Genomic DNA, 15,139 nt, shown 5'->3' with positions numbered 1-15,139 from the left:
ATGTAGAAAATCCCAAGACGAGCGGGGGATGTTTTGGGAACTGTTTATCTTGAACTAAAATTGCCAAAGGTTTACTTAGGGATGCTTGCCGTTTCCCCCTATTGCACTGGCTACAGGTATTAGAAGAGCCCTACTGCAGTCTACTGAACTATTCGCACTTGAAAATAACTGTAACTCGATATAAATTACAGTTATCAGTAGCCGAGGGAACTTATTGAATGGTACCAGCGTTGTGGATTCACTGCAGCTGGTGACTCGACTGCCTCGGAAGAGATTGAGGACCGGGTTGATGAGCCAAAGGTAACTGGCATCCAGGTTATCGTTATGGAAAAATCATTATTTTAGTCATGAAGTGCCCGAATCGAGGATTCAAAAAGCATTTTTTTTGCAGAGTTTTCGAAAAAAGCTAAGCTGGCACATGCGACCGGTAATCTGCTTTGGTTATGCTTTATTTGTCTCGCTTTTAAATACCTGGAAGCCGATAATTGCTATTGCCAATTGGAAACAGGTAAATGTAAGAAGCGAAACCGCCCATCCGTAAGGTAGTAATGCTCCAAACAGTAAGCTCCCGATCCCAAAACCCATAAAAAGCATAAAAACGTTAAGCCCCATTGCCTGTCCAGGTTCATTTTTTCCAAAATCGGTTACTATTCCGGCAAGCAGCGGTTGACTTAAATCGTAACCCAGCGACAAAGTGGTGACCATCAGACAAGTAAATATTATAGGCAAATGAAATGCAAGCAAACCTACACTTAGGGCGCTGATCAAAATTCCCCCTGGCAACAGCAGTTTCCGGCCATATTTGTCAGCGGCCTTTCCAATCAGCGGACCAAAGAGGAACCCTGGCAACCCGTAGCCCATCAATGCCAAGCCAATCTGCCACTCGTTGAGCCCATAATTATCTTTGAAATACAAACCAAGCCAGGTAAACACCCCTGCATGAAAGATTCCATTGCAGAACACGTAAAAGTAAGTTCTCAGCCCCCTTCTCTGTGCCAGCAATTGATAATATCCGTTAACGATCTTATTCAAGGTAAGTCCTCTGCTCATCGGTGCTGGAAGGCTTATCCTGTTAATCACATAAGAAAGAAGTATCAAAACAATGGCTGCTAGTATAGCCAAGCCTACAAACAATAGACGCCAGCCCAATATAGGCTCAATTGCGACGCCAATGGTTGATCCGGTAGCAGCGCCACCCGCCATTGCGCCAAAGAGTAATCCCAATGGCCTACCCCTTTCCTCAAAACTGAACAGCCGTCCTGTCAGTGCGACTGATATTGGAATAACCCCACTGGATCCCATACCTGTTAAAAAACGCCATACTATCAACTGGTTCACATTTGCCGCAGTTGCAGTGAGTAGAGACAGGATGATAAAGGCTAGCAAAGAAATTCTGATAATAGAAGTTGGTCGAAAACGGTCGGCCAACAAACCAAAGAAAAGAGTGGAGACGGCATATGGAATTAGATAAGCAGGTATAAGAATACCTATAAACTGCTGGGATACGTTAAAAATTTCGGCTAAGTTTGGAATAAGCGGCGCAATCATATAGGCTTGAAAAAATATGATAAAAGTTGCAGAGGCCAGTAACCAAAGTAGTGTTTCCCTCTTTTTTTCCAGAGTAGCTTGTGTCAGAGAAATTATATCCATTGCTTCATAGTTTTAATTGTACCGCATCCTGTGTTTAGCAATAGCAATCGGTTTTTTACGAGGTTCTTAGCTTGGTTGTTCCCAAAGGTATTACAATTATCAAACCCAAAGCTAACTCATTAAAAAACAATACTTTAAAAAAAATACAAGATAACCGTGCTTACCATATTTCGCTATTTCATAGGCTATTGTCGGTATATCATGTTAGAGCGTCAGTTAAGCATTGGACGATGAATGCAAATTATTGCACAGCGGCTTTTACCGAGCTCCCTAATTTGGGAATCTAATAATTGTCATACTATTCAATAGCGAGCATGTCAGGAAAATAAATTTGTTTGCTGTATATGGAATCGTTATTACCTGATGTTAAATTCACCTTTGCCTCGATTACCCATCGTTCAGGGTTATCCATGTTATCACTCACAATTCTTGAACCCCGAATATTTCCACCGAGAAGACTTAAATTAGCCACTGCAGGAAGGACAGGAAGTGATGCAGATTATCTTCCTGTCAGCAATATCCTGATCGGTAAGTGTAATGCCACACCTTTATAATTGGCGCTATAATGTACATATAAAAAGACTACGCCGGTAATCAAATTCCAAATAAAATACCCTGAAGACGCCAGCTGTGACCTCCTTTTAACCAGATCGAAATCACTCCTATCATTATATAGGAAGGAGCATCCATCAGCCGGGCATGAAGTAAGATTTTTTGAATCCAAATCCAGTACTTTGGTTTCATCACCGGATTTTTTACAGGATTGCAAACCAACAAAACAAAAAAGCAGAAAATAAGTGAGTGTTCTTTTCAAACCACCTAAACGCTGAGAAGCTTTCAAGTGCGATAAAGGATTAATATTTTCCATCGTTTGGTGTAAAATTATTTTTGTGGAGCGGTTATTGTAAATGCAGGATAAAAATTGAATTATGAATATTTTATCAAAGAGCTGTCTAACATTACTTACTTCGATCTCAGTAATTTCCTGTCAAAATGGAAAGACAGCAAACGAAAAAGAAGCAGAACAGCGTAAATCAACTGAGGTGGAAAAATCAATTAAAGGCTGTTACCGATACGCAGTCAATAAAGACACACTACAATTGGCAATCACGGCAGTGAATGGCAATCAGGTAGAGGGAGCAATACTTTATAATTTTTATGAAAAAGATGATTCAAAAGGAATTTTCAAAGGCACTTACTCCAATGGGATCTTAAACGGCGAATTTACAGCAGAGGGAGAAGGAAAAACTTCGATACGAGAGATAAGTTTTAAGAAAGTCGGTGACGTTTTTGTACAGGGAACAGGAGATATGGAGCAGAAAGGTGAAAAAGAACTGTTCAGCAAACCCACAAAGATCAATTACGGTGGAAATCTAAAATTTGCACATACCGAAGAATGTCTTCCATAACTCAAATTTTATTCCCCAGTATGGGGTGGTTTAATATCTCCAAAATCTGGGTTGGTTTTCAATGAACTGAATTGCAGGAGTTTTTTTTTATGAATAGCGCGGCGACACCTTGAAAATTTAATAACATTTAGCTGGAAAAATCGCTCGGTGCATCCTACTAGATGCTGAATATTCCATAGTTTCCCTGACCCAATTTGCTCATAGCAAACTACTGGATTCCAATTTTTGCAGCAGCTCTGGCTGCTGCAGAAATTGTGGCTTCTTTTTTTTTTATAGCACGATACTGGATACCGCCTTATCCAGCGCACCTGCCTGAATGCTGGGAACGTTTATGCCTTCTACTCTAAAAACGCTGACATCTGTCATTCCCAAAAAGCCTAATACAGTTTTTAGATAGGGTTCTGTAAAGTCATACGACTTCATTTCCCCCTGGGAATAAACACCGCCCGTTGAGATTGCAAGATAGACTTTTTTTCCTTCCACAAGCCCCACAGGACCATTTTCAGTATATTTAAACGTCTGACCCGCTCTGGCAATATGATCAATCCAGGCCTTCAAGGTTGAGTGAATTCCAAAATTATACATCGGAACGCCAATTACAATTACCTCAGCGGCTTTTAATTCGGCAATCGCGTTGTTGGAATGCTGGATCGCCTCAGCTTGCTCCGCTGTTCGGCTTTCGGCTGGTGTAAAAAATGAGTTTAAGTGGACCTCTTCCAAATGTGGAAATGGTGATCGGGTTAAATCATGTACTGTCAAATGGCTATCAGGATTACTTGCCTTCAATTTTTCTACGATCGCGGTTCCCAATTTAATGCTAAAAGAGGCCTCACCTCTTGGGCTGGATATAATGTGCAATATTTTCATTTTTTTTTGATTTATTGTGTATTTTTTTTGATTCTGATATTCCCTTTCATCAGACTTGTTCAGTTTAATCTGCGGCTTAAATTTGTTGTACAGCGCAATACCTAATTTGCTTTATGAATATTTTTCATACCCCAGGCTTAGCACCTATTTCAGTGCCGATAATGAGGTTTTAAGCTTCATTACCCCAACATTATTACTTTTGTTGGTATTGAAAATATCCATCGCACTAATCGCTTTTCCATAGAATACTTCGTTGGCCTCCTTATCAATATCGAGGGCGGCTCCATTTAAAGAAATTCCTGCAAAAAGCCCTTTACTCTTGGAATAGGAATAGACCTCCGCGTCTAGCTTATAATCGGTATTCGCGCTAGAACTCCTCCCTAGCGGACCGGCAGCTACCGAGAGATCTCCGCCAAGGGTGAAACTACTTTTATTGATGTCTTTCAGGGTACTGCTGTGCTTAAAAACCAGCACCAGTTCAACAGACTGCACACCAATCTGCGCACCCACACTCCCGCCAGTTATGGTCACAAACACGGGATTGCTCCATTTCCCGGCTTCATCCTTTACCATCGCTATACCCCTGCCTCTTTTGCCGCCTATCACAAAACCGGCATTAATAAGCTTTGGCACTATTATAATCCCATGAGTGATACTGAGAAGCTCTTTTGGAATTGACTCTTTAAGCTTAGAAAAATCTGAAATCGTCACAATGGAAGCTTCAATTTTCTTTTGTTCTTTTTGTTTTTTTTGTTGGGCTGAGACATTTCCGAAGGTAAATGTTAAAAGGCAGGTCACTGCGCAAAGTAGTTTTAAGGTTGATCTTGATGCATTCATAACATAATTTTTAGTTTTGATACTATATGGACATTTATCTTATAACAGACAACTCCAAAGGAATGCAGGCGAGGAAAAATATTTGATTTTGAGATTATAAATCTCGCTGGATTTGGTATCTGAAAAAAGCATAAGCCGACCCTGTCTGATGACAAACCATCTCATCTTCTGAATTACGGGCGACAAAAACAAATTACCCAACAAAACCAAAGCAGGGATCCGTATGCATCACATCTACAATTGGGAATCCCTGCTTTTAAATTTTGCAAAAACTAAAAGTTAAATTAGACTACTTTCTGGCTCTTGCGCGAAAGGTAAATTTTAGCAGACTCACTCATTGTCAAAATCGCTCCCCCAAGGATTACAATATCCTTTATCACCAATCTGCCTCGACCAGATAGATAAGGAAATCCCCACTGATGATCTCCCAGATTAGGCACCCAACTTTCAGGAGTAGTCAAGAGAAAGGATAAAGTTCCAATGGTCATAACCAATATTAGCATACTGGCGATCATACTTGCAAAGGGAGCGGTTTTGTAAAGCGCAAGAAATACCCCAAGTGTAATCAGGAACGCACCCAATCCATATGAAAACCCATAGGTATTATTTTCTTCATGCCATTGATGATTTTTGGCGACAAGCTCTCCTTCCTTATTCATATGGGTTTTGTATTCTGATGGATTTTTATAAAAAAAAGACATCACAGGACTGTTTGCCACAAACGGAACAATTCCATCGGCCTCATAAGCAAAAAACTTCAAGGCTCCGATCCATACGAATACAATAACTATCCCATAGCGGATAACTTTTTTACTAAGCTGATCTAGGTTTGCAATGTAATTTAAAAAGGTATTTTTCATGTGGTTATTTTTGAACGTTTATATTATTTTTCTACACCAAAGTTAGGTTGATATTGAAAGGTAATGAATGGACAAAACCTGATAAGGCTTGGATAAATATGACAGGGTGACCCTATAAATAATCACGTGTTCATATCTTTAGGAAGCCTATTGCTGTGAGTGAAATCAAGTAAATATAATTTCAGGAAGTGCTATTGGCCTACAATTGTTATTTTTAGCCTTGCATAAATTGATTTTCCTGACCACAGCTTTTATCTGATTGTGAACTGAATGGTTCAATTTTGATCTTTTTTGTATCTTGTCAAAAGAGTATTATAAACAAGTATTTTATTTGCAGAAATTTTGAAAGAGCTTATTTCACCAGTTAATGATGTACTATTCAGTATAAAGCGTGAAACGGACTGTGATCTTAAAAAACCACAGCGCTTTGCTAACTATAGCGTGATCTTCATTCCTGCTGGAACAGGACACTATCATGCGGATTTTGGAGAATTTGAGTTCAAGGGGCCGACAATTTTGTTCTCCACACCACTGCAGCATATATTCCTGAGTTCGCAAGAAGAGCTCAAGTTCTCCCTGCTCCAGTTTCATGGTGACTTTTACTGCATAGAATTCCACCAAAAAGAAGTAAGCTGTAATGGTCTACTGTTCAATAACATTTACGTTGCTCCATTATTATCTCTAAGTGACCAGGAAGCGGAAACCTTTAAGCGCTTAATAGCAGATATTGAAGAGGAGCTCGCCAAAAGATCGCCAGATCGAATGGTACTGATAGCCTTTTTGCAATTATTTCTCGCACGAGCCAGTAGTATTAAAATGCACGCCATTGAGACTGAAAAAACCAGTGTCGTCAGAGATGAGAAAATGGAAATGTTTGTTCGCCTTTTGGAGGAGAACTACCTTAATTTTCGCAAGCCAAATGATTATGCCGATATGCTTTCGATGTCGCCCAATAATTTCAGCAAGCGATCAATTAGATATTTCAAAAAACCCCCATCCTCATTGATCCAGGAGCGTATTATACTGGAGGCTAAAAAGAAACTACACCTCACCAGGCTCAGCATCAAAGAGATTTCTCATTCATTGAACTTTGAGGACGAATATTATTTCTCACGCTACTTCAAAAAAATCACAAAAGTATCTCCTCAGCTTTACCGGGAAAAAACCGGGATTTCGATTGTCGCTGACTTAAAATAATTACACTCTAGGAATGCTTAATAAGCGCCTTAAAACAACAAAATACAATTCTAAAAGCCTTCCTGATGAATACTGTCCTGCAATTCCCTGATTCCCCGGATGAAGCGCTGCTTTCCCTGATTATAGGTATGGGGTGAGGAGAGATCCGAGATAATCATCATTACCTGATCACCATCGATCTGCGGATTAATCTTTCCAAAATCGCTAACCAAACGATATGCATCCATATCACCAAATCCCCTTAGCTGCAATGCTTTGCTCATAAAAGTGTTCAGCATCTGGGTTCTTTTCTTCAACTCCATAATCACATCAATAAAGACCGCCACTAAAAATAATTCACCATCAACAATTTCCATTAGCTATGTAGATTTGGAAATTTGAAACTAATACCTAAAGCTCAGGGTGAAATACGGGTACCAGCCTTCTTTAGAATAACTTGCCACAATTTTGATCAGCGAGAGCGAGGCTGGGGCAAAATAAATGCCTCCTCCAACACTCTGATGCCATTGTCTGGAATCCTCGTTGCGTTTCCAGACCCTACCGATGTCATAGATTCCCAGCAGCCCGATCTCACCCGGAAGCACATAGCTAATCAAACTGCCCAGCTTTGCTTTAAGTTCCAGATTATTGAATAAGCTCTGTTCACCGGCAAATCTATACTCATGGTATCCGAGTAGATTGCCTTGTCCCCCCAAAAACTGCTCCTGATAAAATGCGGGTTTCCCAGCGCTAATACCTCCCCCAATTCGATCAGTTAATACAAAATGTGCCGCCGAATCAAGTCTTTGATGAAACGACATCTCGGCGTTGAACTGGCCGAAGGTATTAGAATAGCTATTGAGGCCCTCGTATGCGGTTAATCTGGTATCCAGCAATACCCCTTTCGTTGGCAAAATGCTGCGATCCCTGGTATCGAGTATGTATTTTAAAATTACCCCTGCAAAGGCCTTATTCTGAGCAATCGTTGTGCTGTCCGAAGAATGCAATTGATTAGTCATAGATATCAGGCGTCCCTGATTGCCGTCTTTGTCGTAATTGTAATACTGAAATGTAGGGCCCACGCTAAAAGTTGTTTTTTTCAATCTCCACCTCAGGGCCGGACTTAGTTCATAAAGATTGAACCGGGCCCTGTAATAGATATCGTCTAGGTCATCATCATAAGGCGTCTGGTTTCCCAGTCCGTAAAAATTTTGTGAATTCATGGGGGCAGAAGCATTTGCTTCTACCACAAAGTCTGCCTTGCCGATGGCATGAATCCAGTCCCCATTATATCTAAAATTAAAAGCAGAGGACCCAAAAGAGTATAAAAAAGAAAACGACTGCGAATTTCCATATGGTGTTTTTCGAAAACCTGGGCTGGTGATCTTAAAAGTTAGCCCTGCTGCAATGCCGTCGTCATTATTATAACCCAGAATGGGAAAAATATAGTGCCGGCTATACAAATCCTTGGCGAGATATGCCACATTTGCTGAATCGTTTGAAAGGTGGGTATTGAGCTTGTGGGAGTCTTGTCCATGAATGGTCAGTTGGTCTTTATGTGCATAGAGATCAGGTGATATTTTGGACTGACTGATATTCAAATCTTTCGCATCCTTTTCTGCAATTATCCTAATTTTTATTGACGAGGTTTTATTATCCAGGCTGACTGCATCCACCCCACCATGTAGATAGAGCCTAATCTCTTTAGTCACCATTGGATCGAAGGTTCTATTATATATTGGTTCAATGCCTCCATCTTTTTCATTCTGGGTTACAATGACCTTTATCCCATTGCCGGCAACATCGCTGATCTGGATTTTTTCAGATTTATCACTGAGTTCGATATCCACAATCCGATTAAAGAAGAGGTAATATTTATCCATCATTTCGGGCAGTGTCGACCGTCTTTGCTGAAGCTGAGAAAACAACTGGTCGTGGCGCAGAAGGTAAGCATCCCGTGGAAGTTTCTTTAATGCAACTTCAAGTAATTCATCACTCATCTGTATGCAAAATTCTCTAACCACCCTATCCCATGTATCTTTTGACATTTCAGAAAAAAGCTTAGTATTAATTTCTCTGCCCTCCCATAAAAACCAATTAATGTTCTGAAGGTTCCGCTCATAACCCTGCATCATAGGGAGAAACCATGAAGACTGTGCAGCGCGCTGGATTTTTCCATCAGAGCGGTAAAACACCTGATCCCGATCTCTTGGAATTGGGGTGTAGCGAGCGCCCCCTGGGCCCTTCAGTGCTTTCCAACGCCACTGATCCTCATGCCTGTCCCAGTCTCCGATCAGTACATCCAGACACTTTAACTTCAGATAAAGTTCCGAGTTGTAGGTGATTTCCTCAGTTGAGCGCAACCTCTGGAGCATCTTTTCCGAATTATCGCTTTTACCAATAGGTTCGCGTATTTCTAAAAGACAGACGGTGCTTGCGAATTCTTTTGTAAACTCTCCAAGCCCCTGATCGGGTGCTACATATCCGATTACCGGACTACTATGAGGGGCACCGATGGCTTCAGTGAGAGGCGGAACGATGAGGGCCGAAAACGGATGTTGAGCTGACATATTATCCTTGATGACAGTAGCTAGAAAGGTTTCTCTAAGACCTGCTGGCAAAAGCACCTCAGGAAACTTCTCAACGCTTCTCAGACTCCATTCATTTCCAGAGGCATCGTGCAAGCGCACCGATCTGGTCTGATTGCCCCCGCCTTTCTGAAACGCTGTCAGCCCGCCAGAAATCTGAGAGAGTCTGATAATGGGTAACCTGGTCTGCATCGCATATTCTTTCCTGTAATTTTCACCAAAAATCTTTCGGTGCATTCTGCTTACGCTGTCATATCTCGGCATAATGCGAACATTGACACTGTCTGGGAAATCTATTTTATTTTGGGCTACAGTATTCAATCCTGAAAAGGAGATGCAGAATGCGAGAAAAAAGAAGATGGATTTTTTCATTTTGTAATGAGTTTTGGTGGCCAAGGTTTTTGAGAAGATACAAGACAAACAAGAAGCCAGACTGTAATTACCTGAAAAACAAAACATTGCAAAAAAATACATATTCCAGCATCAGCGTAATTTCATAATATCCACCTTCAACCATGAAATATCGTCAAGAAAAGAAAAAAGAAGAGCATGTAGATGACAAGAAAAAGGCCACTCCAAAGAGCAGCCCCAAAGTAACACTGATTCACAAATTCTATTTACCCAACGGGAAGGCATATGCGATCCTTAATCCAAGGTAATTGCTATTACTTCCATTGTCATAAAACTTGCTGTTGCCCTCGAAACGAACACCCGCATCGATGGAACTTTTACCACCTAATGGAATCAGATAGCCGATCTGAGGCGCATAAACGAAAGAGGCGGTTTTGCTGTTGGAGGTATTCTGGTTTAATAAAAACGAAACTCCTGCCTCTCCCTGTAGGTATAAATTATCTACCGGAAAGTATTTTAGTCCAGCCTTAACTGGAATTAGATGAATATCTGGGATAAGTGCAGAAACGGATTCATCTGCAAAAATATTTGTATAACCCGCATTTACCGTTACATAAAGCTTGTCACTTACTACGGGTATATCCGCCTGTATGGAACCACCTATGCTCCATTTATATGCATCTGAAAGCGTTCCGATTGGTAGGCCAACATCTGCTCCGACACTGTAGCGAACTCCTGGAGACCTCATTGATTGTGCTTTTGCACTAAAGCCGATTAAAGCCGAGATTACGATTACTGCTGCGATTGTTCTGATTTGATTTTTCATGATTTTAAATTTGAAGTTGAAATTTTATATTAATTATTTGTTTATTTATTGTTTGATAAAAAGAAGCGTAATGATGCGGTAGACCAACAGATAAATGTGGACACTGAGGGCTAAAAACCATAGAATGTTTACCGTGGTAATTTTCTCCCCTGTTGACTGAACCTTTCCAGTGCCCTGGGCCTGGTGTTGTACTGTGTTGAACTTTTCCATATTTTATTTTGTTTCTGATTTCTGATGTAAAATTATAGCGGAGAGCGGTCCTGATGTTTATTTTTCGATGAACGGGGTCGATAAGTCGGTAAGGTGGGCGAAAATTTCTGTGGGCACATTTATCGTAATTACCTTTGAGGTATTCTCCGTAGATTTCCTGTCCAATAAAAACAATTTATCCCAGGCCTCTGTGGAAATGGCCGGCCTCCATTAGTGCGAGCTGACAGAGATGGTCCAGAAGTTCAACACTTAGGCGTATCTCTTCCTCATCCTGAGAAAACTCTAATGTATCTAGCAGGTTGATAGTCCTGCCGCCCATTCCCATGATATACAGCGCTGAGCGCATCTCATGCACAATAGTTGCCAGATATTCCCGCTCTCCGTTTCCAAAGGCTGCATACAGTTCTCCTATCGCTATTGGAACAAGCTCCAAAAACTGAGCAGTAACCTTTTTTTCATAGGCTAGATTACCTTTGCTGATTTCTTTCATGTAACCCAAATCTATCATCATGTAGCCAAAGGGTATCTCTCTGGGCTGACTTAGGATTTCCTCAAGGATTATCCCTTGAGAATCAGAGGCGATCTTTTCCATAGAGAAGCGCTTTATAAATCCGTAAAGTTGTCTTTCGTTTATCGGCTTGGAGATATATTCATTCATTCCAAAGCTTAGACATTTCTCTCTTTCTCCTGCAAGAGAATGAGCTGTCATCGCTACAATTGGGATATTGGAACAAAGTTGCTTTCTGATAAAAGATGTCGCCTGATAGCCATCCATTCCTGGCATTTGAATATCCATTAACACCAGATCATAATCATTTTCGTCCATCATGGCTATGCCCGACATCGCATCTTCAGCCATATCAAATCCTAGGCCCCATCCTGATAAAAGGTGGCTCATGAGACTTCTGTTCATTTCATTATCATCAATTACAAGCAGTTTTGGATTTCCCCTGATGTAATGGTTGAGTTCAGACACGGGAACACTGTTAATCTCCGCCTTTTCTGGCGCGAGCTGGTAGGGAATAAAGAAACTGAAGGTCGCACCTTGCCCGTAGACACTCCTAGCCCAGACTTCTCCATCCTGAAGCTCCACTAAATCTTTCACTATCGAAAGCCCGAGCCCAGTGCCACCATAATTCCTGGATGTTGAGTCTTCAGCCTGCGAGAAGCGTTCAAAAATTAACGCAAGTTTGTCCTCTTCGATTCCAATTCCGGTGTCCGAGATATCTACGTTCAATCTAACACTATCCTCGTGCTGTTTTCTACTGGTGATTAAAACCTGAATGCCACCTCGTTCTGTAAATTTTATCGCATTGCCAATAAGATTTACCAGGATCTGTGTAAACCGGGTTGCATCACCCAGAAGTATATCTGGAACCTCCGGGTCAATTTCAATATTTAGCGAAAGCTTTTTTTCTTTTAGTCCCGACTGGAAAAGGGTTGCCAGAGAGCTCGATAGACCGCGTACACTGAAGGGGTTCTTCTCGATTCGGATCATCCCTGCCTGAATTTTGGATAAATCCAATATATCGTTCACCAGAGTAAGCAAATCTTCTCCAGCAAGTTGTATTGAGCTTACAAATTCTTTGGCTAAATTACTTAATTCTTCCCTTGCAAGAAGATTGGTGAAGCCAAGTATAGCATTAAGTGGTGTACGGATCTCATGGCTCATATTAGCCATAAAATTCTCCTTGGCTACCATAGCCTCGGTAGCTTTTCGTTCAGAAAGATTCAGACGGGAGATGAGCTGTTCGCGTGAAAGAGTACGTGCGACAATAAACCAACAACAGCCGCTACCGCTGACAACCAGCAGGATAACCATCCACATACCAATGGCTTTCGATTCCTGTACACGCTCCCTATTTGCTCTGGCGAGCAAAATGAGGTTTTTTTGCCTCTGGGAATATATCTCGCTAATTAGGCCACTAATCTCATTTGAGACCCTTCGCGCATGAGGATTAGTCAAAGAACTCAGGTTGTTCATTTTACCCGTGCGCTCATATTCTTTGACCAGCTCTTCTTTGATAGACTTTTTGTTGTAAGCCAGTTTGGCTAGCCGAGAAATCCGGCTTAAATCAGCGCGTATATTCCGGCTACCCTTTAGGGCGTTCAATGAAGCGTTGATTGCCGATACTTTTTGGTCCACACCTTGCAAGTGGGAAGGATCATCGGTAGCGATCGCGCCACGGATTCTGCTTTCCACCCAGATCATATCGCGTTCGATATCACGCAGGCGATTTGAATTTTCGAGTTCATTGATCATGAGCCTGTTTCCAGCTACCAGGACGTTAGTATTTCTGGAGGCGCTATATTGCAGCGCAACGAGGATCAGCGTACCGGTGAGGAAAACGGCAATAATCAAAATGATAAAAGTCCGGGTGGTTAATTTCTCTGGGATATCCATATTTTACGGTTAAGGTGTTCTGATTCTGAATGTCCATTGTTCTTATCCAATGGGATAATTCCTCAAAGCATATTCATTCGCTGAAAAAGAAGTTTCTTATAGTTATCGCCCACAGGTATAAACCGTTCACACATCCTCACCGAGGATTCTTGCATGTAGTCTATTTGGGCTATAGAAATTATAAATGAGCGATGAACGCGGAGGAATAGATTTGGCGGAAGTTTACCTTCGAGGGTTTTAAGCGTGCTGTGTACTACGTGAAGCTTTGAGGAGGTTATTATTTTGACATAGTCTCCCATTGCTTCCAGATAACATATTTCCGCTATTTCCACTTTTCGGATCATTCCGGACTCCCTTACGAAAACAAAATCACATCCCTGCATGATTACTTTTGACTCTCTATTCTCTAAAGCTTCCCTTACCCGATCTACTGCCTGAAAGAACCTTGAGGGCATAACAGGCTTTACCAAATAATCGGCGACATGGAGATCGAAGGCATCAATGGCATACTCTTTCTTTGAGGTAGTAAAGATAATCAGCGGGCAGCGGGCGGAAAGATTTCTGGCTAGCTCGATGCCGTTCATTCCAGGCATTTCAATGTCGAGAAACAATAAATCCACATCCTTTTCAGAAAGAAAAGAATAAGCTTCAATGGCACCTGTAAATTCAGCCAGCACCAGCAGATCTTTCACCTGTTCGCAAAGAAAAGAGAGTGTGGTTCTCGCTACTGCACTGTCATCTATAATTATACATTGCATATACTTTTACCAAAGCTATTTCAAAGCTTGTGCCATGCCAAAAAACATTACTGAAACGACTTAAAGCGCGATAATCAAAATTTAGAAGTTATTTAATTTCGTTGAACTATCGCCCGGAGTTGAAATATCACAAATGCCCGGCAGTCTTATGTATTTATTTTTTTGCCGGCAAACTGGCGTTAAATGCTTATTTTAAAACTAAAAAACCCCAAAAGGATAGTTTTTTGGGGTTTGATTTATCACACAGGTTTAACCCCGAACCAGCTTAAAATTGTTGGCTGTTCAATATAGAACTATATTCCTCCTACATCTCAAAGTGCTGCCCTATATCTATCAGGATCAATTGTATACCCCTTTCATAATGAACAACCAACACTTTTTTAACATTTCAGGATTTGCAGGCACTTGCTGCATCGCCCTCATCGAGAATCCGTCACCGATTGGTAAAATCACAAAATCCATTTTTTCCATTGCTAAACTAGCTTCATCTCAGTGTAGAATGCGGTATCACCTGAATAGTAAAAATTTCCATCAGTTGTTTCAAATCCAAACCCCGCCGCCAGGGCTTCATAACTTCCGTCGGCGAAACTGCTTGAATGGACTGCTTTAAAGCATGTTACATTTCCAAAATAGAATTTGTATTTCCCACCTGGATTTATCGGATGGGTATTGGTCAGTCCGTTTGAATTGAATAATTTTAGATTTCCCATCCGCCGATTGCTTTTGCTCCCGTACGGCCTGCGATTTTAACGAGATCGGTCAGATGATCAAAGTGTGCATGTGAGGCAAAAATCTAGTTAGCGGCAATAGCACCCAGATCTATTGTGCTGGGCCAGCAGATTTGGAGTAACATAAGGGTCAAAAAGCAATTCCCGTACGGAAACAAAAACTGAAAAGCAGGAATGTCCATAGTAGGTTATTTTTCATTGTTCAGTTGTTTTCAACTGATTGGTAAAGTTGAGACCAGAAATATAAGCCGCAAGAAAGGGCCTGAGGGAAACATTATGAATTCTTAAATTCTCGGGATTTCGCTTTTTGAGTTTAACTTATCGAAATTCCGACATACATGGCTTAAGATACTCAGGAATAGTATGCATTATTCGTATCCGCCCTATAAACTACATATTTGATTAACCCATTATATTTTTAAAGTTCTGCGGGTAGAGCTCCTTGATTTTTTTGTGGTTTATCGACATTATATTT

Annotated in this window: 13 protein-coding genes; 2 read left to right on the top strand and 11 right to left on the bottom strand. The window is 41.1% G+C overall.

Annotated features, from left to right (window positions below):
• Positions 1-441: 441 nt before the first annotated feature.
• Together ACFOUY_RS12275 and ACFOUY_RS12270 are read right to left on the bottom strand one after the other, a co-directional pair.
• Positions 442-1,650, bottom strand: a complete 1,209-nt coding sequence (locus ACFOUY_RS12275; RefSeq protein WP_378960992.1) for an MFS transporter — start codon at positions 1,648-1,650, stop codon at positions 442-444.
• A gap of 499 nt (positions 1,651-2,149) precedes the next feature.
• Positions 2,150-2,518: a hypothetical protein gene (locus tag ACFOUY_RS12270; protein ID WP_378960990.1), complete on the bottom strand. Its 369-nt coding sequence runs from the start codon at positions 2,516-2,518 to the stop codon at positions 2,150-2,152.
• 61 nt (positions 2,519-2,579) lie between these two features.
• Between ACFOUY_RS12270 and ACFOUY_RS12265 the strand changes: the two genes are divergently transcribed.
• On the top strand, positions 2,580-3,059 hold the full coding sequence (locus ACFOUY_RS12265; RefSeq protein ID WP_378960989.1) for a hypothetical protein: 480 nt from the start codon (positions 2,580-2,582) through the stop codon (positions 3,057-3,059).
• A 270-nt stretch (positions 3,060-3,329) separates the two neighbouring features.
• Here ACFOUY_RS12265 and ACFOUY_RS12260 read toward each other — a convergent pair whose 3' ends face one another.
• From ACFOUY_RS12260 to ACFOUY_RS12250, 3 genes are all read right to left on the bottom strand, one after another.
• Entirely contained in the window at positions 3,330-3,926 is a 597-nt protein-coding gene (locus ACFOUY_RS12260) for an FMN-dependent NADH-azoreductase (RefSeq protein WP_378960988.1), read from the bottom strand.
• Positions 3,927-4,070: 144 nt separating this feature from the next.
• Positions 4,071-4,763, bottom strand: a complete 693-nt coding sequence (locus ACFOUY_RS12255; RefSeq protein WP_378960987.1) for a lipid-binding SYLF domain-containing protein — start codon at positions 4,761-4,763, stop codon at positions 4,071-4,073.
• A gap of 284 nt (positions 4,764-5,047) precedes the next feature.
• Positions 5,048-5,623 (bottom strand): DUF417 family protein, encoded by a 576-nt coding sequence (locus ACFOUY_RS12250; RefSeq protein ID WP_378960986.1) that lies wholly within the window; start codon positions 5,621-5,623, stop codon positions 5,048-5,050.
• Positions 5,624-5,965: 342 nt separating this feature from the next.
• Between ACFOUY_RS12250 and ACFOUY_RS12245 the strand changes: the two genes are divergently transcribed.
• Positions 5,966-6,820, top strand: coding sequence for a helix-turn-helix domain-containing protein (locus ACFOUY_RS12245; protein ID WP_378960985.1), 855 nt, complete (start codon positions 5,966-5,968; stop codon positions 6,818-6,820).
• 50 nt (positions 6,821-6,870) lie between these two features.
• On the opposite strand, the gene ACFOUY_RS12240 is transcribed toward ACFOUY_RS12245, so the two are convergent.
• From ACFOUY_RS12240 to ACFOUY_RS12215, 6 genes are all read right to left on the bottom strand, one after another.
• Positions 6,871-7,176 (bottom strand): hypothetical protein, encoded by a 306-nt coding sequence (locus tag ACFOUY_RS12240; protein WP_378960983.1) that lies wholly within the window; start codon positions 7,174-7,176, stop codon positions 6,871-6,873.
• 27 nt (positions 7,177-7,203) lie between these two features.
• Positions 7,204-9,759: a BamA/TamA family outer membrane protein gene (locus ACFOUY_RS12235; protein ID WP_378960982.1), complete on the bottom strand. Its 2,556-nt coding sequence runs from the start codon at positions 9,757-9,759 to the stop codon at positions 7,204-7,206.
• A gap of 241 nt (positions 9,760-10,000) precedes the next feature.
• The gene (locus ACFOUY_RS12230) at positions 10,001-10,564 is read right to left on the bottom strand and encodes a hypothetical protein (protein ID WP_378960981.1); all 564 of its coding nucleotides are present in this window, start codon (positions 10,562-10,564) and stop codon (positions 10,001-10,003) included.
• Positions 10,565-10,949: 385 nt separating this feature from the next.
• Complete coding sequence (locus tag ACFOUY_RS12225) at positions 10,950-13,178, bottom strand: ATP-binding protein (RefSeq protein ID WP_378960980.1); 2,229 nt, start codon at positions 13,176-13,178, stop codon at positions 10,950-10,952.
• Positions 13,179-13,240: 62 nt separating this feature from the next.
• Positions 13,241-13,936: a LytR/AlgR family response regulator transcription factor gene (locus ACFOUY_RS12220; protein WP_378960977.1), complete on the bottom strand. Its 696-nt coding sequence runs from the start codon at positions 13,934-13,936 to the stop codon at positions 13,241-13,243.
• A gap of 473 nt (positions 13,937-14,409) precedes the next feature.
• Positions 14,410-14,646, bottom strand: a complete 237-nt coding sequence (locus tag ACFOUY_RS12215) for an MBL fold metallo-hydrolase (protein ID WP_378960976.1) — start codon at positions 14,644-14,646, stop codon at positions 14,410-14,412.
• Positions 14,647-15,139 lie beyond the last annotated feature (493 nt).

This window comes from Pedobacter jamesrossensis, assembly GCF_042650905.1.
In the GTDB taxonomy this organism is placed as follows: Bacteria; Bacteroidota; Bacteroidia; order Sphingobacteriales; family Sphingobacteriaceae; genus Pedobacter; species Pedobacter jamesrossensis.
This window is presented reverse-complemented; position numbering and strand designations above follow the sequence as displayed.

Bases quoted from the DNA above. Each gene is read 5' to 3' on its own strand.
- ACFOUY_RS12275 (WP_378960992.1), bottom strand. From the start codon at position 1,650: ATGGATATAATTTCTCTGACACAAGCTACTCTGGAAAAAAAGAGGGAA.
- ACFOUY_RS12270 (WP_378960990.1), bottom strand. From the start codon at position 2,518: ATGGAAAATATTAATCCTTTATCGCACTTGAAAGCTTCTCAGCGTTTA.
- ACFOUY_RS12265 (WP_378960989.1), top strand. From the start codon at position 2,580: ATGAATATTTTATCAAAGAGCTGTCTAACATTACTTACTTCGATCTCA.
- ACFOUY_RS12260 (WP_378960988.1), bottom strand. From the start codon at position 3,926: ATGAAAATATTGCACATTATATCCAGCCCAAGAGGTGAGGCCTCTTTT.
- ACFOUY_RS12255 (WP_378960987.1), bottom strand. From the start codon at position 4,763: ATGAATGCATCAAGATCAACCTTAAAACTACTTTGCGCAGTGACCTGC.
- ACFOUY_RS12250 (WP_378960986.1), bottom strand. From the start codon at position 5,623: ATGAAAAATACCTTTTTAAATTACATTGCAAACCTAGATCAGCTTAGT.
- ACFOUY_RS12240 (WP_378960983.1), bottom strand. From the start codon at position 7,176: ATGGAAATTGTTGATGGTGAATTATTTTTAGTGGCGGTCTTTATTGAT.
- ACFOUY_RS12235 (WP_378960982.1), bottom strand. From the start codon at position 9,759: ATGAAAAAATCCATCTTCTTTTTTCTCGCATTCTGCATCTCCTTTTCA.
- ACFOUY_RS12230 (WP_378960981.1), bottom strand. From the start codon at position 10,564: ATGAAAAATCAAATCAGAACAATCGCAGCAGTAATCGTAATCTCGGCT.
- ACFOUY_RS12225 (WP_378960980.1), bottom strand. From the start codon at position 13,178: ATGGATATCCCAGAGAAATTAACCACCCGGACTTTTATCATTTTGATT.
- ACFOUY_RS12220 (WP_378960977.1), bottom strand. From the start codon at position 13,936: ATGCAATGTATAATTATAGATGACAGTGCAGTAGCGAGAACCACACTC.
- ACFOUY_RS12215 (WP_378960976.1), bottom strand. From the start codon at position 14,646: ATGGGAAATCTAAAATTATTCAATTCAAACGGACTGACCAATACCCAT.